Origin of the sequence: Sphingomonas yantingensis, from assembly GCF_014199325.1 — a bacterium.
GTDB classification, from domain to species: Bacteria; Pseudomonadota; Alphaproteobacteria; order Sphingomonadales; family Sphingomonadaceae; genus Sphingomonas; species Sphingomonas yantingensis.
Genome location: NZ_JACIJJ010000001.1, coordinates 735,928 through 750,506 on the forward strand (window position 1 = coordinate 735,928; position 14,579 = coordinate 750,506).

Consider the following 14,579-nt stretch of genomic DNA (forward strand, 5'->3'; position numbering starts at 1 on the left):
CGTCATCTCACGGACTTGCAGGAAAGGCCGCATCCCGTCAGGGTGCGGCCTTTCTCGTTTCTCCGGAGACTATCTCGATGGCTCGCGCGATCCTTCTCTTGCCGCTCCTGTTCGCCGCCCCCATCCATGCGGCTGAAGACAAACGGCCGGAGACGCGAAGCACCGTGGCAGCCCCGATCACTTATCCCGCGACCGACAAGGTTCCCGTCACCGAGACGCTGTTCGGCGAGGCCGTCGCCGATCCCTATCGCTGGCTCGAGAACGACGTGCGCAGCGATCCCAAGGTCGCCGCCTGGGTCGCGGCGCAGAACAAGACGACCGATGCCTATCTGGCGACGCTGCCCGGCCGCGCGGCGTTCAAGGCGCGACTGACGCAGCTGTTCAACTATGAGCGGTTCGGTGTGCCCGAGAAGAAGGGCAGCCGATACTTCTACAGCCGCAACTCGGGGCTTCAGAACCAGGCGGTGCTGTACGTCCGCGACAGCCTGGACGGCGAGGGGCGGGTGCTGATCGACCCGAACACGTGGGCCAAGGACGGCGCCACCGCGCTCGGCGAATATCAGCCGTCCGAGGACGGCAAGCGCCTCGTCTATTCGATCCAGGACGGCGGGTCGGACTGGCGCACCGTCAAGGTGCTCGACGTCGACACCGGCCAGGTGATGCCCGACGAGCTGAAGTGGGTGAAGTTCTCCGCCCTCGCCTGGGCGAAGGACGGGTCGGGCTTCTTCTATTCGCGCTTCCCCGAGCCGAAGGCCGGGGCGGAGTTTCAGGCGCTGAACGAGAACCAGGCGGTCTATTTCCACAAGCTTGGCACGGCTCAGGCCGCCGACCGCCTCGTCTATTCGACACCCGACACGCCCAAGCGCGGCCATTCGGCGCAGGTGACGGACGACGGCCGCTACCTGATCGTGACAACGAGCGAGGGTACCGACAATCGGTACGAGGTCACGCTGATCGACCTTGCCGACGGCAAGTACGCGCCGAAGAAGCTGGTGAACGGCCTCGAGAACGAGTGGAGCTATGCCGGCAACACCGGCAACACCTTCTACTGGCAGACCAACAAGGATGCGCCGCGCGGCCGCATCGTCGCGATGGACGTGACCCGCCCGCAGGCGATCCGCGACGTCGTGCCGCAGGATCAGGCGGTGCTGGAGGGCGCACGGACGATCGGCGGGCAACTGGTGCTGAGCTACCTCGTCGACGCCAAGACCGAGATCCGTCGCTACGCACCGGACGGGCGGAAGCTCGGCACGGTGAAGCTGCCCGGGATCGGCACCGCGTCGATCAGCGGCGATGCCGACGATGCGGAGGCCTTTTACGCCTATACCAGCTTCAACGCGCCGACGACGATCTATCGCTACGACGTGAAGGCCGACCGCGCGACGGCGTGGGCCAGCCCCAAGGTGGCGTTCGATCCCAGCCGCTACGGTGTCGAGCAGCGTTTCTACACCTCGAAGGATGGCACGCGCGTTCCGATGTTCGTCGTGCGGCGCAAGGACGTGACAGCCCCGGCGCCGACGATGCTGTGGGGCTATGGCGGGTTCAACGTCAGCTATACGCCGGCCTTCTCCGCCTCTCGCATCGCATGGATGGAGCAGGGGGGCGTGTTCGTCCTCGCCAACATTCGCGGCGGCGGCGAGTACGGCAAGGCATGGCATGACGGCGGGCGGCTGAAGAACAAGCAGAACGTCTTCGACGACTTCATCGCCGCGGGCGAATATCTGATTGCCGAGGGGATCACGAAGAAGGACGGCCTTGCGATCCAGGGCGGGTCGAACGGCGGCCTGCTGATCGGCGCGGTCGTGAACCAGCGGCCCGACCTGTTCGCAGCGGCCCTGCCCGCCGTGGGGGTGATGGACATGCTGCGCTTTGACCGCTTCACCGCCGGTCGCTACTGGGTCGACGATTACGGCTATCCGTCGAAGGCGGAGGACTTCATGATCCTGCGCGCCTACTCGCCCTATCACAACATCACGGCGGGCAAGACCTATCCGGCGATCCTGGCGACCACCGCCGACACCGACGACCGCGTCGTGCCGGGGCATACGTTCAAATACACCGCGATGCTCCAGGCGACGGATATCGGTCCCAAGCCGCACCTCGTCCGCATCGAAACGCGCGCCGGCCATGGCAGCGGCAAGCCCACCGACAAGATCATCGAGGAAACCGCCGACCTCTATGCCTTTGCGGCGAAGTGGACCGGATTGGAGGTCAGGCCCGTCGAATAGCGGACCTTAAAGGAACTTAACCCTTTGATAGTGGTAGGTCGCGTGTCGCGTTTGAACGGCGCGCGACCCAACCTGACGGCGGCTGCGGGACGACGTTCGCGGCCGTCGGCGTTCATCGGGGGCAGGACGATGCCGAGTGAGTGTGAAATCCAGCGGATCTGCCGCGAAACCGGCATGGATCGGATGCAGGCGATCTATCACCTGCGCGCGCGCGCCGAACTATTGCGCCGGATGCCGCCCCGCCGCTGAAGCCCTTCGCGCTTGCCCTCGCCCGTGCTTCGGCTAGATGGGCCCATGGTCGAACAGCCCGAATCCATCCTCATCGTCGATTTCGGTAGTCAGGTGACGCAGCTCATCGCGCGGCGCGTGCGTGAGGCCGGCGTCTATTCCGAAATCGCCCCCTTCACCGCCGCCGCCGACGCGTTCGCGCGCATGAAACCCAGGGGCATCATCCTGTCGGGCAGCCCCGCCTCGGTTCTCGATGAGGGAAGCCCGCGGGTGCCGCAGGCGATCTTTGACAGCGGTCTGCCGGTGCTCGGCATCTGCTACGGCCAGCAGGTGATGATGCATCAGCTGGGCGGGGCGGTGCAGGGCGGCGACAGCGGTGAATTCGGCCGCGCGTTCATCGAGATCGCCGACCGCTGCGCCCTTTTCGACGGCCTGTGGGGTGAGGGCGAAAGCCATCAGGTCTGGATGAGCCACGGCGACAAGGTGACGGCGCTGGCGGACGGCTTCCGCCCTGTCGCATCGAGCACCGGCGCGCCCTTCGCCGTCATCGCCGACGATGACCGCCGCTATTACGCGATGCAGTTCCACCCGGAGGTCGTCCACACCCCCGATGGCGGGCGGCTGCTCGCCAATTTCGTGCGCCATGTCTGCGGCTGCGCGGGCGACTGGTCGATGGCCGAGTTCCGCGCCGCCAAGATCGCCGACATCCGCGCGCAGGTGGGCTCGGGCCGGGTCATCTGCGGCCTGTCGGGCGGCGTCGACAGCGCGGTCGCGGCGGTGCTGATCCATGAGGCGATCGGCGAGCAGTTGACCTGCGTCTTCGTCGACCACGGCCTTATGCGAAGCGGCGAGGCCGATCAGGTCGTCAGCCTGTTCCGCGGCCACTACAACATCCCCCTGGTCCATGTGAACGCGGAGGCGCTGTTCCTCGGCGGCCTGGCCGGCGTCACCGACCCGGAGGCCAAGCGCAAGTTCATCGGCAAGACCTTCATCGACATCTTCGAGGAGGAGGCACGCAAGATCGGCGGGGCCGAGTTCCTGGCACAGGGCACGCTCTATCCCGACGTGATCGAGAGTGTCAGCTTCACCGGCGGGCCGTCGGTGACGATCAAGAGCCACCACAATGTCGGCGGCCTGCCCGAGCGGATGAACATGAAGCTCGTCGAGCCGCTGCGCGAGCTGTTCAAGGACGAAGTGCGCGCGCTCGGCCGCGAGCTGGGCCTGCCCGATATCTTCGTCGGGCGGCATCCGTTCCCCGGCCCCGGCCTCGCCATCCGCATCCCGGGGGAGGTGACGAAGGAACGCTGCGACATCCTGCGCAAGGCCGACGCGATCTACCTTGAGGAGATCCGCAACGCGGGCCTTTACGACACGATCTGGCAGGCGTTCGCGGTGCTGCTCCCCGTGCGATCGGTCGGCGTGATGGGCGACGGGCGGACGTACGACAACGTGTTGGCGCTGCGGGCGGTCACGTCAACCGACGGCATGACTGCGGAGGCGTTCGGCTTCCCCGGCGACTTCCTGCCGCGCGTCGCGACGCGGATCATCAACGAGGTGCGCGGGATCAATCGCGTGACCTACGATTATACGAGCAAGCCGCCCGGTACGATCGAATGGGAATGACGAAGACTCGAAATCCCGCGGTGCGGGATTTCGGCTTCGTCATTCGGCGGCGCGAGCCGCCGCAGACGGGGAGTTGCCGCCGCGGGGCGGGATTTCGGCCGGATCGTTCGGCGACGCAAGCGGCGCGGGTGGACAGACTAACTTCCGTTACGCTTCTGTAATTTCTTGTTTCGCCCGGAAATCGCGTGCGTCCGGCGCATTGGTCTGTCGCAGACCGGCGACAGCCGGCGCACCGCAGGAACCGAAACCGGACGAGAGAGGAGATCCCCTGATGTCCCTGATGCTGGCCCTCGCCGCGACCACGCTTGGCGACACGATCGAACACCGCGTGACCGTCGCCCATGCCGGCGCGGAGCACGCTGCCACCTATCGCGCGCGCGTCGCACTCGATACGAAGACGATCGGGGCGCACACGCCCAACCGGCCCTCGCGCCAGCAATGCATGTGGACCGCGGCAGTGACCGTGGAGCGCGCGCTCGACGCCGCACCGCAGGCCGCCCGCGCGGTGGCGACCGACCGTACGCTCCGCGGCACGCAGCCCGGTGACTGCCGCACTGCGCGCCCGGCGATCGAGCAGGCGGTTGCCGACCGCAGCCCTGCGATTCGCGACCGGTTGGTGGCGGCGGCGGAGAATGACCGGGCGACGCTCGTCGCCGAACTGGAGGCGCTCGTACCGAATGGTTGATCGAATGAGAATGTTGCTCGCGCTGGGGCTTATCGCCGGCGCGAGCGCAGTGGAGGCACAGGATCTCGGCCGCCCGACCGGCTCGCTGGAGGTGACGACCGACCATCGCCGCAGGGGCCTGTCGTGGAGCGACGGTGATCCCGCGTTGGATGCGATCGTATCGGTGCCAGTCGCGGGCCTGCGCCTCGACGCGCGCGCGACGACGTTGCGCGGTGCGCGGCGGCATGGCGGGGCGGATGTCGTGATCGACCCTTCCGTCAGCTATTCGCGCGATCTTGCCAGCGGCGTGTCGCTGAACGTCGGCGCCACCGGGCATTTCTTTGCCGGGTCGGACGTGAAGGCCGATTACGGCGAGATCGACCTCGGCCTCGGCTATGCGCTGGGTCCGCTGCAGCTCGATCTGGCGGCGAACTACGCACCCGATCAGGATGCGATCGGCGGCGACAACCTGTACCTACAGGCGCGGGCGAGTGCGGGCATCCCCGGCACCGGGATCGAAGTCGCGGCGTATGTCGGGCGGACGTCGGGGTCGACCGACGATCCGATCCTTGCCGCGCGGCTGCGGCCGGAACTCAAGAGCTATGTCGATTGGGGTGTGCGGGTGGAGCGGCGGTTCGGGCCGCTGGCACTTGGGCTTCGCTATTCAGGCACCGATGTAGATACGCGGGCAGTGGTGGCTTCGCCCTTTGCCGATCCCGATGATGCCGGCGACCGGCTGACCGCCCACGCGGTGGTTTTCTTCTAAACGAAAACGCCGCCCCGGTCGCAATGACCGGGGCGGCGTTTCGATCAGTCCGCCTTCTCCGCCTCCGACCGCTTGCCGCCCTTCTTCTTCGCCTTCTTGGGCGGGGCGGGGACGATCTCGAAGCTGAGCGCATTGTCCTTCAGCTTCACGCTCACCTCGCCGCCATGGACGAGCTTGCCGAACAGCAGCTCCTCCGCCAGCGGCTGCTTGATCTTCTCCTGGATCAGGCGGCCCATCGGACGCGCACCGTAAAGCTTGTCATAGCCGCGCTCAGTCAGCCAGGTCTTCGACTCCTCGTCCAGCCGGATGTGCACGCCGCGATCGGCGAGCTGAAGTTCGAGCTGGAGGATGAACTTGTCGACGACGCGGTTGACCACCGCCGGCGGCAGATAGGCGAACGGCACGATTGCATCTAGACGGTTGCGGAACTCGGGGGTGAAGAGCTTCTTCACCGCCTCCTCCTGCACGTCCTCGCGCGCAATCTCGCCGAAGCCGATCGATTCCTTTGCCATGTCCGACGCACCGGCATTGGTGGTCATGATGAGGATGGTGTTGCGGAAATCGACGGTCTTGCCGTGGTGGTCGGTCAGCTTCCCGTTGTCCATCACCTGCAACAGGATGTTGAACAGGTCGGGATGCGCCTTCTCGATCTCGTCGAGCAGCAGCACGCTGTGCGGGTTCTGGTCGACCGCATCGGTGAGCAGGCCGCCCTGGTCGTAGCCGACATAGCCCGGCGGCGCGCCGATCAGCCGGCTAACCGAATGCCGCTCCATATATTCGGACATGTCGAACCGCTGGAGCGGGATGCCCATGATCTCGGCCAGCTGCTTGGCGACCTCCGTCTTGCCGACGCCGGTGGGGCCGGAGAAGAGGTAGTTGCCGATCGGCTTATCGGGATCGCGCAGGCCCGCACGGCTGAGCTTGATCGCCGAGGACAGCACCTCGATCGCGGTATCCTGTCCGAACACCACGCGCTTCAGGTCGGTCTCTAGATTGGCGAGCACCCGCGTATCGTCGCTGGAAACGGTCTTCGGCGGGATGCGCGCCATCGTCGCGATGACCTGCTCGATCTCCTTCGGCGTGATGACCTTCTTGCGCTTCGAGGGCGGCACCAGCATCTGCATCGCGCCCACCTCGTCGATCACGTCGATCGCCTTGTCGGGCAGCTTGCGGTCGTTGATGTAGCGGCTCGACAGCTCGACCGCCGACTTGATCGCGTCGGGGGTGTACTTGACCGAGTGATGCTCCTCGAACGCCGAACGCAGACCGGCGAGGATCTTGATCGTGTCCTCCACCGACGGTTCGTTCACGTCGATCTTCTGGAACCGGCGAAGCAGCGCGCGATCCTTTTCGAAGTGGTTGCGGAACTCCTTGTAGGTGGTGGAGCCGATGCAGCGGATCGTGCCGCCCGACAGCGCGGGCTTCAGAAGGTTCGACGCGTCCATCGCCCCGCCGCTGGTCGCGCCGGCGCCGATGACGGTGTGAATCTCGTCGATGAACAGGACCGCGTGCGGCAGCTTTTCGAGTTCGTTGACGACCTGCTTCAGCCGCTCCTCGAAATCGCCGCGATAGCGGGTGCCGGCGAGCAGCGCGCCCATGTCGAGCGAATAAATCACCGCCTCGCGCAGCACGTCGGGCACGTCGCCCTCGACGATCTTGCGCGCCAGCCCCTCGGCGATCGCCGTCTTGCCGACGCCGGGGTCACCGACATAGAGTGGATTGTTCTTCGACCGGCGACACAGGATCTGGACGGTGCGGTCGACCTCAGGCCCGCGGCCGATCAGCGGATCGACCTTGCCCACCTTGGCCTTTTCGTTGAGGTCGACGGTGAACTGCTTGAGCGCGCTTTCGCCCTTGCCGTTCTTTTCCGGCTGCTTGGCCTGCGGCTTTTCCTCCTCGGCGCCCTTCACTTCGCGTGGCTCCGTGGGCGTGCCGCCCTTGCCGACGCCGTGGCTGATATAGCTGACGGCATCGAGGCGGCTCATGTCCTGCTGCTGCAGGAAATAGACGGCATAGCTCTCGCGCTCGCTGAACAGCGCGACGAGGACGTTGGCGCCCGTCACCTCGTCACGGCCCGACGACTGGACGTGGAGGATCGCGCGCTGGACGACGCGCTGGAAGCCGCTGGTGGGCGAGGGGTCGGTAACGCTGTCGACCTTCAGCGCCTCGAGCTCGGTATCGAGATAATGGGCGACAGTGGTCTTGAGTTCGCCGAGATCGACGCCGCACGCGCTCATCACCTTCGAGGCGTGCTCGTCGTCGACGAGAGCCAGCAAGAGGTGTTCGAGCGTCGCATATTCGTGGCGGCGCGAGGATGCGGCCTCCAGCGCCTTGTGCAGCGTGGATTCGAGCGCGGATGCGAAGGACGGCATGGGGGAAGTTACTCCGGTGGGGCCGCTTGGGGACTCGCGACCCGGAACAGCAATGTCGGGTGCGAAGGCGCGGTGTGCAAGACACGGGCCTTCGGGTGGGGGCCGCGCCGCACGCGCATCGGGCGGCGGCGGTTGGTCATCGGCGGAACAGCGCCTCGGCCGAATTGCGGTGGCTGCCCGCCTTGTCGCGGTGCGCCTTGACCCGCGAAATCTCGGCCTCCAGCGCGGCGATGCGCGCGCCAAGCTCCTCGATCGACAGGGGATCGAGATCCTGGCGCGCCAGCATCGCGACGGGGTCGTCGCTGCGGCGCGGCAAAATATCGTCGGCATCCATGCCCCAAGCGTTGACCGCATGGCCCGCGATGTCAATAAGCGCGGGATTCACCATAGGTCGAACAGGGCGGCCGCGGTGATGCCGGGGGGAGCGGGCGATGAGCATACCGGACACCATGCGTGCGATCGACCCGGCCGAAGCTGGCGGTCCCGAAGTGCTGACGGTCGTCGAACGGCCGGTGCCGCAACCGGGCGATGGCGAGGTGCTGATCCGCGTCGCCGCCGCCGGGGTCAACCGCCCCGACGTGCTCCAGCGCAAGGGCGGCTATCCGCCGCCGACGGGCGCCCCCTCGATACCCGGCTTGGAAGTGGCGGGTGAGATCGTCGCGGTGGGCGAGGGCGTCGAGGATGCGCTGATCGGCCAGACCGTCTGTGCACTGATCGCGGGCGGCGGCTATGCCGAATATTGCCTCGCCCCCGCGGGCCAGTGCCTGCCCGTGCCGGAAGGGTTGTCGATCGTCGAGGCGGCGGCGATCCCCGAGACGCTGTTCACCGTCTGGACCAACCTGTTCGAGCGCGGTTTTGCGAGCGAGGGTGACAGTGTGCTTGTCCATGGCGGGACCAGCGGCATCGGCACGATGGCGATCCTGCTCGGCAAACTGTTCGGGCTGGAGGTGATCGTGACCGCGGGCAGCGATGCCAAGTGCCGGGCGGCGCTGGACCTCGGCGCGGCGCACGCGATCAACTACAAGGACGCCGATTTCGTCGCCGAGGTGAAGCGGATCACGGGCGGCCGCGGCGTCGCGGTGGTGCTCGACATGGTCGGCGGCGACTATCTGCCGCGCAATCTCCAGTGCCTGGCCGAGGACGGCCGCCACGTGTCGATCGCGGTCCAGCGCGGCGCGGAGGCGACGATCCCGATCTTCGACATCATGCGTCGCCGCCTGACGCTGACGGGCTCGACGCTGCGCCCGCGCGATGCCGGGTTCAAGTCGATGGTCGCGGACGAACTCGCCCGCACCGTCTGGCCGCATGTCGAGGCGGGGGCGTTGAGGCCCGTCATCGACAAGACCTTCCCGCTGGCGGAAGCCGCCGCTGCGCATGCACGCATGGAGGGTGGCGACCATGTGGGCAAGATCGTGCTGACGGTCGGCTGACGCGGTCCCGTAACGCCCGCGCCCACACGCTGTAACAATCCTGCCCCATGCCGCCCGGAGCCACAAGCTTGCCGGGGAACACGCCATGGGCACCGTCACCAAGCTGCCGTTCGAGGCCGCCGACCTGTTCGATTTTGCCGCAAGCTCGCCGCAGCGGCCCGAGCGGGACGGGATCGTGCGCCGGCGCTATCGCACCGTCTGGATCAGCGACGTGCATCTGGGCACCCGCGGCTGCAACGCGGAGATGCTGATCGACTTTCTCGATCACGTCGACAGCGAGACGATGTACCTGGTCGGCGACATCTTCGACGGGTGGCAGCTCAAGCGGAAATTCTACTGGCCCGCCAGCCACAACGACATCGTCTGGCGGATCATGAAGCGCGCCAAACGCGGCACGCGCATCGTCTACATCCCCGGCAACCATGACGAGATGTTCCGCCAGTTCACCGGCCTCGACTTCGGCGGCGTGAAGATCAAGCGACAGGCGATCCATACCACCGCCGACGGTCGCCGGCTGCTCGTCCTGCACGGGGACGAGTTCGATGCGATCACGCTGTCGCACCGCTGGCTCGCGCATGCCGGGGATGCCGCCTATCACGTGATGATGGTGCTCAACCGCTGGGTGAACGCCTATCGCCGGGCGATGCGGCTGCCCTATTGGTCGCTCAGCAAATACGCCAAGCACAAGGTCAAGAACGCGATCGAGTTCATCTCCCGCTTCGAGGAGATCGTCGCGCACGAGGCCAAGGTACGCGGCGTCGACGGGGTGATCGCGGGCCACATCCACACCGCGGACTATCGCCGTATCGACGGCGTCGAATATTTCAACGATGGTGATTGGGTCGAAGGCTGCACCGCGCTCGTTGAGCATGACGACGGGCGAATGGAGATCCTCAACTGGGCGGACGAGATCAGGGCGAGGGAAGCGGCGGAGACAGCCGCGACGACGCGGGCAGCGGCCTGATCGCGTCGGGCGCCCCCGTGCGCATCGCCATCGTCACCGACGCCTGGGAACCGCAGGTCAACGGCGTCGTCCGCACGCTGAAATCGGTCCGCGCCGTGCTCGAGGCACAGGGACACGTGGTCGAGGTCGTGTCGCCCGACCGCTTCTATTCGGTGCCGTGCCCGACCTACCCCGAAATCCGCCTCGCCATGGCGACGACGGGTGCGGTGGGTGCGATGCTGGAGGATTTCGCGCCGGATGCGATCCATCTGGCGACCGAGGGGCCTGTCTGTGTCGCCGCGCGTCGCTGGTGCCTGCGCCACGGCTATCCGTTTACCACCGCCTACCACACGCAGTTTCCCGACTACGTGTCGGCGCGGTCGGGCGTGCCGGCCGAGTGGATCTGGCGCTATATCCGCTGGTTCCATGCGCCGGCACGGGCAGTGCTCGCCTCGACGCCGTCGATCCGGCGGACGCTGGAGGATCACGGCCTCAACCATGTGCGGCATTGGGGGCGAGGGGTCGATCTCGCGCGCTTCCATGCCGGCGTCGCGCCGCATCCGGAACTGGCTGCACTGGCGGGGCCGGTACAGCTTTATGTCGGGCGCGTCGCGATCGAGAAGAATCTCGAGGCGTTTCTCAAGACTAGCCAGCCCGGCACCCGTGTCGTCGTCGGCGACGGCCCGGCACGCGCGGAGCTGGAGGCGAAATATCCCGACGCGGTGTTCATGGGCGCTCGGTTCGGCGACGAGCTGGCGCAATGCTATGCCGGGGCGGACGTGTTCGTATTCCCCAGCCGCACCGACACCTTCGGCCTCGTCATGATCGAGGCGCTGGCGTGCGGCACGCCCGTCGCGGCCTATCCCGTCACCGGCCCCATCGATGTGTTGACGGCCGAGACGGGCGGGATGGGCGAGGACCTCGACGCCGCGATCGCCACCGCACTGTCTCGCGACCGGGCGGCCTGCGCGGCATACGGGCGGACCTTTACCTGGGAGGCGAGCGCGCGCCAGTTCCATCAGGCGCTGGTACCGCTTCACCGGACCGCGGTCGCGGCCTGAACCGCCGCTTGCCCTTTGCCGGGCGTTGCACTAGACCGGAACCGTTAGCGGCCACCCGGCGACGGGTGGCCCTTGTTGTTTTTGCATTCGGAGACAAGGCCGTGGCCCAGCCGCTTATGCCGCACGCGACCGCCTCGTGGCTGGTCGACAACACCGCACTCTCGTTCGAGCAGATCGCCGAGTTCTGCGGCCTCCACATCCTCGAGGTGCAGGCGATCGCCGACGATACCGCCGCCACCAAGCTCACCGGCCGCGACCCCGTTCGCGCGCACGAGCTGACGATGGACGAGATCGAGAAGGGTCAGGCGAACCCCGATTATCGGCTCAAGATGCTGAAGGGCCCCGAGCAGGTCCGCCGTACCAAGGGGCCGCGCTACACGCCGGTGTCGAAGCGCCAGGACAAGCCCGACGGCATCGCCTGGATCATCCGCAACCACCCCGAGATTTCGGACGGCGCGATCGGCAAGCTGATCGGCACCACCCGCACGACGATCGCGGCGATCCGCGACCGCACGCACTGGAACATCGGCAACATCACGCCGAAGGACCCGGTGACGCTGGGCCTCTGCTCGCAGCGCGAGCTCGATGCGCTGGTCGCCAAGGCGGCGAAGGCCGCGGGGATCGAGGAAGTGCAGGACACAAGGCTGGAGGGCGACCGCGAGGCGCTGCTCGAGCAACTGCGCGCCGAGCGCGAGGCGGCGGCTCGCGCAGCCGAAGCGGGCGACGAGCCAGCGGCACCGCGCCCGCTGTTCGAGGATCCGTTCAAGCGCTGATCGGGTATTTGCCATGCCCCCCGCGCCCGCGCTAAGGCGCGGGGCAACGGTCGTGGCGGCGTCATAGCGAGTGGCATCATGGGTCTGAACATCTTCACCTGGTGGAACGGTGCCACCATCGGCACCCGCGCCGGCCTGCGCGGCAAGACCAAGGTCGGCACCGATGCCGAGGGCAATGTCTATTGGCAGGGCGGCAAGGATACCGCGGGGCGCACGCGCCGCTGGGTGATCTATGCCGGCTCGAACGATGCCAGCCGCGTGCCGCCCGAATGGTTCAGCTGGCTGCACCACCAGATCGACGACGTGCCCGACCGCGCACTGCCGCCGGTACGCGCGTGGGAGAAGCCAGCGGTGCCCAACCTGACCGGCACGGCGCTCGCCTATCGCCCGCCCGGCGCGCTCGAAAAGGGCGGCGAGCGGGTGCGCGCGACCGGCGATTACGAGGCGTGGTCGCCCGACGCGTGAGCCCGCGGGTCAAGTGGATCGGTGCCGCGCTGGCGGTGCTGCTGATCGCGGTCGGCGGCTGGTTCGGCGTATCGGCATGGCACCGGGCCAAGGCGCCCGACACCGCCGCCGCGCCGCCGCCCAATGCCTCTCTGCCGGTCCCCGATGCCGGGTCGCCTGGCAACGCTGCCGACGGTGAGGTCGTGGCGCCCGCCGAAACCGCCACCATCGCGACGACGGGCGTCACGCCGATGGCGCAGCGCGTGGCGGTCGTCGGTCTGCTCAACAAGCGCAACGGTGAAAGCCGCGACCTGACGATGAAGCCGGGGCAGGCGCTGCGTTTCGGCAACGTCATCGTCCGCCTGCGTGCATGCGAGCGGACGGGGCCGTGGGAACCCGAGCAATATACCGGCGCCTTCGTCCAGCTCGACGTCGAGGGCACCGATCGCAAGTGGCGCCGGGCATTCTCCGGCTGGCTCTACAAGGAGCGGCCGTCGCTCAACGTCGTCCAGCACCCCATCTACGACGTCTGGGTCAAAAGCTGCACGATGTCCTTCCCCGATGGTGGTTCGGATACGGTGCCGCTCGCCAAGGGCGAGGCGGCGTCGAAGCCCGGACCCAGGCGGTCGAGCGCATCGAACGCGCCCGCGAGCGAGGGGACGCCCGAAACGAGCCCGCCCGCCGACGGTCCGAGCGCCTCGCCCAGCAACGCCATATAGGCGTCGCGCCGGATCTCAACCGCGCCGAGCGAGCGGAGGTGATCGGTCTGGAACTGGCAGTCGAGCAGCGTGAAGCCGCCGACCCTGAGCCGTGCGACAAGCCATGCGAGCGCCACCTTCGACGCGTCGGTCGCGCGGCTGACCATGCTCTCGCCGAAGAACGCGCGGCCGAGCGCAAGGCCGTAAAGCCCGCCGACCAGCCGCTCGCCCTCCCACACCTCGATCGAATGCGCGTGACCGAGTTCGTGCAGCCGGGCGAAGACATGCGCGATCGGCGGATTGATCCAGGTCTCGGGCCGATCCTCGGCGCTTTCGGCGCACAGGCCGACGATCGCATCGAAGGCGCGGTCCGCGGTGACGCGAAACCGGTCCCGCTTGATCGTCTTGCGTAGCGATTGCGAAAGGCGAAAGCCGTCGAGCGGCAGCACCCCGCGCATCCGCGGCTCGACCCAGTAGACGCCGGGCGCGTCGCGGTGATCGGCCATCGGGAACACGCCCATCGCATAGGCACGCAGGACAAGGTCGGGGTCGAGCCGTTGGTAGAGGGACAGGCGCCGCGTCACTTCAGTCGCCGCTCCACGGCCTGCCAAAGATCGGCAAAGGCGCGGGTCGCCGGGTTCCTCGGCGCAAAGCTGCCGACCGGGGCACGGCGGGCGGCCATGGTCTCGACCATGCTCGCCATCGGGATGGCGGGCCAGTCGGGCTGGGCCGCCAGCGCATCGGCATGGAGCTTGCGGCGGCGGTCGACCATGGCATGAACCGGCATCAGCGCGGCGTGACCCCGCTTGCCGTCCAGATGGCGGACCACTTCCTCGAACGCGCGGGTCGAGAGCGGCGAGGGGGGCACCGGCACGACGATCAGGTCGGCTGCCCGCATCACCTGCTCGCTGGTCTCGGTGAGGCCCGGCGGGCAGTCGAGGATCAGCCGGTCGTAAGCTTTGTCCAGCGACCCGACGAGCTTGGCCAGCCGCTTCTTCTTGTCCAGTTCGTGAAACACCCGGTCGAGGCTGCGCAGCGATGCGTCGGCGCCGATCAGGTCGATCCGCTCATACGGGGTGGGGCGGATCAGTCGCTCGACCTCGACATCGCGGGTGAACACCGCCTGCGCCTGATCGCGGGCCTGTTCCTCGCCGCCCAGCAGCCAGGTCGAGGCGGCCTGTGGGTCGAGGTCCCAGACCAATGTACGCCGGGCGGACAGCGCGGCGGCGCACCAGGCGAGATTGACGGCGAGCGTCGTCTTTCCGACGCCGCCCTTCAGGCTGTAGATCGCGACGACGGCCACGCCGGTCCTTCTCCCGATTGTCCGCCCCGAAGCTGCCGCTTGGGGG

13 protein-coding genes and 1 pseudogene are annotated in these 14,579 nt (G+C 67.5%); 10 read left to right on the plus strand and 4 right to left on the minus strand.

Features of this window, described 5'->3' with window-relative positions; translation table 11 throughout:
* Positions 1–77 precede the first annotated feature (77 nt).
* The 4 genes from FHR19_RS03760 (at position 78) to FHR19_RS03775 (ending at position 5,509) form a co-directional block, all read left to right on the plus strand.
* Positions 78–2,228 (plus strand): prolyl oligopeptidase family serine peptidase, encoded by a 2,151-nt coding sequence (locus tag FHR19_RS03760; protein WP_184024526.1) that lies wholly within the window; start codon positions 78–80, stop codon positions 2,226–2,228.
* Positions 2,229–2,522: 294 nt separating this feature from the next.
* Positions 2,523–4,079, plus strand: coding sequence for a glutamine-hydrolyzing GMP synthase (gene guaA, locus FHR19_RS03765; protein ID WP_184024529.1), 1,557 nt, complete (start codon positions 2,523–2,525; stop codon positions 4,077–4,079).
* A 271-nt stretch (positions 4,080–4,350) separates the two neighbouring features.
* Complete coding sequence (locus tag FHR19_RS03770; RefSeq protein ID WP_184024532.1) at positions 4,351–4,764, plus strand: hypothetical protein; 414 nt, start codon at positions 4,351–4,353, stop codon at positions 4,762–4,764.
* A gap of 10 nt (positions 4,765–4,774) precedes the next feature.
* Entirely contained in the window at positions 4,775–5,509 is a 735-nt protein-coding gene (locus FHR19_RS03775) for a TorF family putative porin (RefSeq protein ID WP_184024536.1), read from the plus strand.
* Positions 5,510–5,553: 44 nt separating this feature from the next.
* On the opposite strand, the gene clpA is transcribed toward FHR19_RS03775, so the two are convergent.
* Both clpA and FHR19_RS03785 read right to left on the minus strand, forming a co-directional pair.
* Positions 5,554–7,881 carry an ATP-dependent Clp protease ATP-binding subunit ClpA gene (gene clpA, locus FHR19_RS03780; protein WP_184024539.1) on the minus strand — a complete coding sequence of 776 codons (2,328 nt, stop codon included), beginning with the start codon at positions 7,879–7,881 and terminating at the stop codon, positions 5,554–5,556.
* Positions 7,882–8,017: 136 nt separating this feature from the next.
* Positions 8,018–8,266, minus strand: coding sequence for a DUF1192 domain-containing protein (locus tag FHR19_RS03785; RefSeq protein ID WP_425505935.1), 249 nt, complete (start codon positions 8,264–8,266; stop codon positions 8,018–8,020).
* A 46-nt stretch (positions 8,267–8,312) separates the two neighbouring features.
* Here FHR19_RS03785 and FHR19_RS03790 point away from each other — a divergent pair, with 46 nt between their 5' ends.
* From FHR19_RS03790 to FHR19_RS17595, 6 genes and pseudogenes are all read left to right on the plus strand, one after another.
* Complete coding sequence (locus tag FHR19_RS03790) at positions 8,313–9,311, plus strand: NAD(P)H-quinone oxidoreductase (protein ID WP_246359273.1); 999 nt, start codon at positions 8,313–8,315, stop codon at positions 9,309–9,311.
* A gap of 85 nt (positions 9,312–9,396) precedes the next feature.
* Positions 9,397–10,275, plus strand: a complete 879-nt coding sequence (locus FHR19_RS03795; RefSeq protein WP_184024542.1) for a UDP-2,3-diacylglucosamine diphosphatase — start codon at positions 9,397–9,399, stop codon at positions 10,273–10,275.
* A gap of 17 nt (positions 10,276–10,292) precedes the next feature.
* On the plus strand, positions 10,293–11,315 hold the full coding sequence (locus FHR19_RS03800) for a glycosyltransferase family 4 protein (RefSeq protein WP_343053148.1): 1,023 nt from the start codon (positions 10,293–10,295) through the stop codon (positions 11,313–11,315).
* A 101-nt stretch (positions 11,316–11,416) separates the two neighbouring features.
* Positions 11,417–12,088, plus strand: coding sequence for a DUF1013 domain-containing protein (locus tag FHR19_RS03805; protein WP_184024545.1), 672 nt, complete (start codon positions 11,417–11,419; stop codon positions 12,086–12,088).
* Between the two features lie 78 nt (positions 12,089–12,166).
* On the plus strand, positions 12,167–12,553 hold the full coding sequence (locus FHR19_RS03810) for an NADH:ubiquinone oxidoreductase subunit NDUFA12 (protein ID WP_184024548.1): 387 nt from the start codon (positions 12,167–12,169) through the stop codon (positions 12,551–12,553).
* A gap of 296 nt (positions 12,554–12,849) precedes the next feature.
* Positions 12,850–13,017, plus strand: a pseudogene (locus FHR19_RS17595) (DUF2155 domain-containing protein); the annotation flags it as partial.
* A 35-nt stretch (positions 13,018–13,052) separates the two neighbouring features.
* On the opposite strand, the gene aat reads toward FHR19_RS17595, so the two are convergent.
* Together aat and FHR19_RS03825 are read right to left on the minus strand one after the other, a co-directional pair.
* Entirely contained in the window at positions 13,053–13,814 is a 762-nt protein-coding gene (aat, locus tag FHR19_RS03820) for a leucyl/phenylalanyl-tRNA--protein transferase (protein ID WP_294267142.1), read from the minus strand.
* The gene (locus tag FHR19_RS03825; protein ID WP_184024552.1) at positions 13,811–14,533 is read right to left on the minus strand and encodes an AAA family ATPase; all 723 of its coding nucleotides are present in this window, start codon (positions 14,531–14,533) and stop codon (positions 13,811–13,813) included. Before FHR19_RS03825 ends, aat begins: the two co-directional genes overlap by 4 nt.
* Between the last annotated feature and the right edge of the window lie 46 nt (positions 14,534–14,579).

What these genes read in the sequence shown, in the direction of transcription:
- clpA (WP_184024539.1), bottom strand. Translation starts at nt 7,881, where the DNA reads ATGCCGTCCTTCGCATCCGCGCTCGAATCCACGCTGCACAAGGCGCTG.
- FHR19_RS03770 (WP_184024532.1), top strand. Translation starts at nt 4,351, where the DNA reads ATGTCCCTGATGCTGGCCCTCGCCGCGACCACGCTTGGCGACACGATC.
- FHR19_RS03790 (WP_246359273.1), top strand. Translation starts at nt 8,313, where the DNA reads ATGAGCATACCGGACACCATGCGTGCGATCGACCCGGCCGAAGCTGGC.
- FHR19_RS03795 (WP_184024542.1), top strand. Translation starts at nt 9,397, where the DNA reads ATGGGCACCGTCACCAAGCTGCCGTTCGAGGCCGCCGACCTGTTCGAT.
- FHR19_RS03775 (WP_184024536.1), top strand. Translation starts at nt 4,775, where the DNA reads ATGTTGCTCGCGCTGGGGCTTATCGCCGGCGCGAGCGCAGTGGAGGCA.
- FHR19_RS03760 (WP_184024526.1), top strand. Translation starts at nt 78, where the DNA reads ATGGCTCGCGCGATCCTTCTCTTGCCGCTCCTGTTCGCCGCCCCCATC.
- FHR19_RS03810 (WP_184024548.1), top strand. Translation starts at nt 12,167, where the DNA reads ATGGGTCTGAACATCTTCACCTGGTGGAACGGTGCCACCATCGGCACC.
- guaA (WP_184024529.1), top strand. Translation starts at nt 2,523, where the DNA reads ATGGTCGAACAGCCCGAATCCATCCTCATCGTCGATTTCGGTAGTCAG.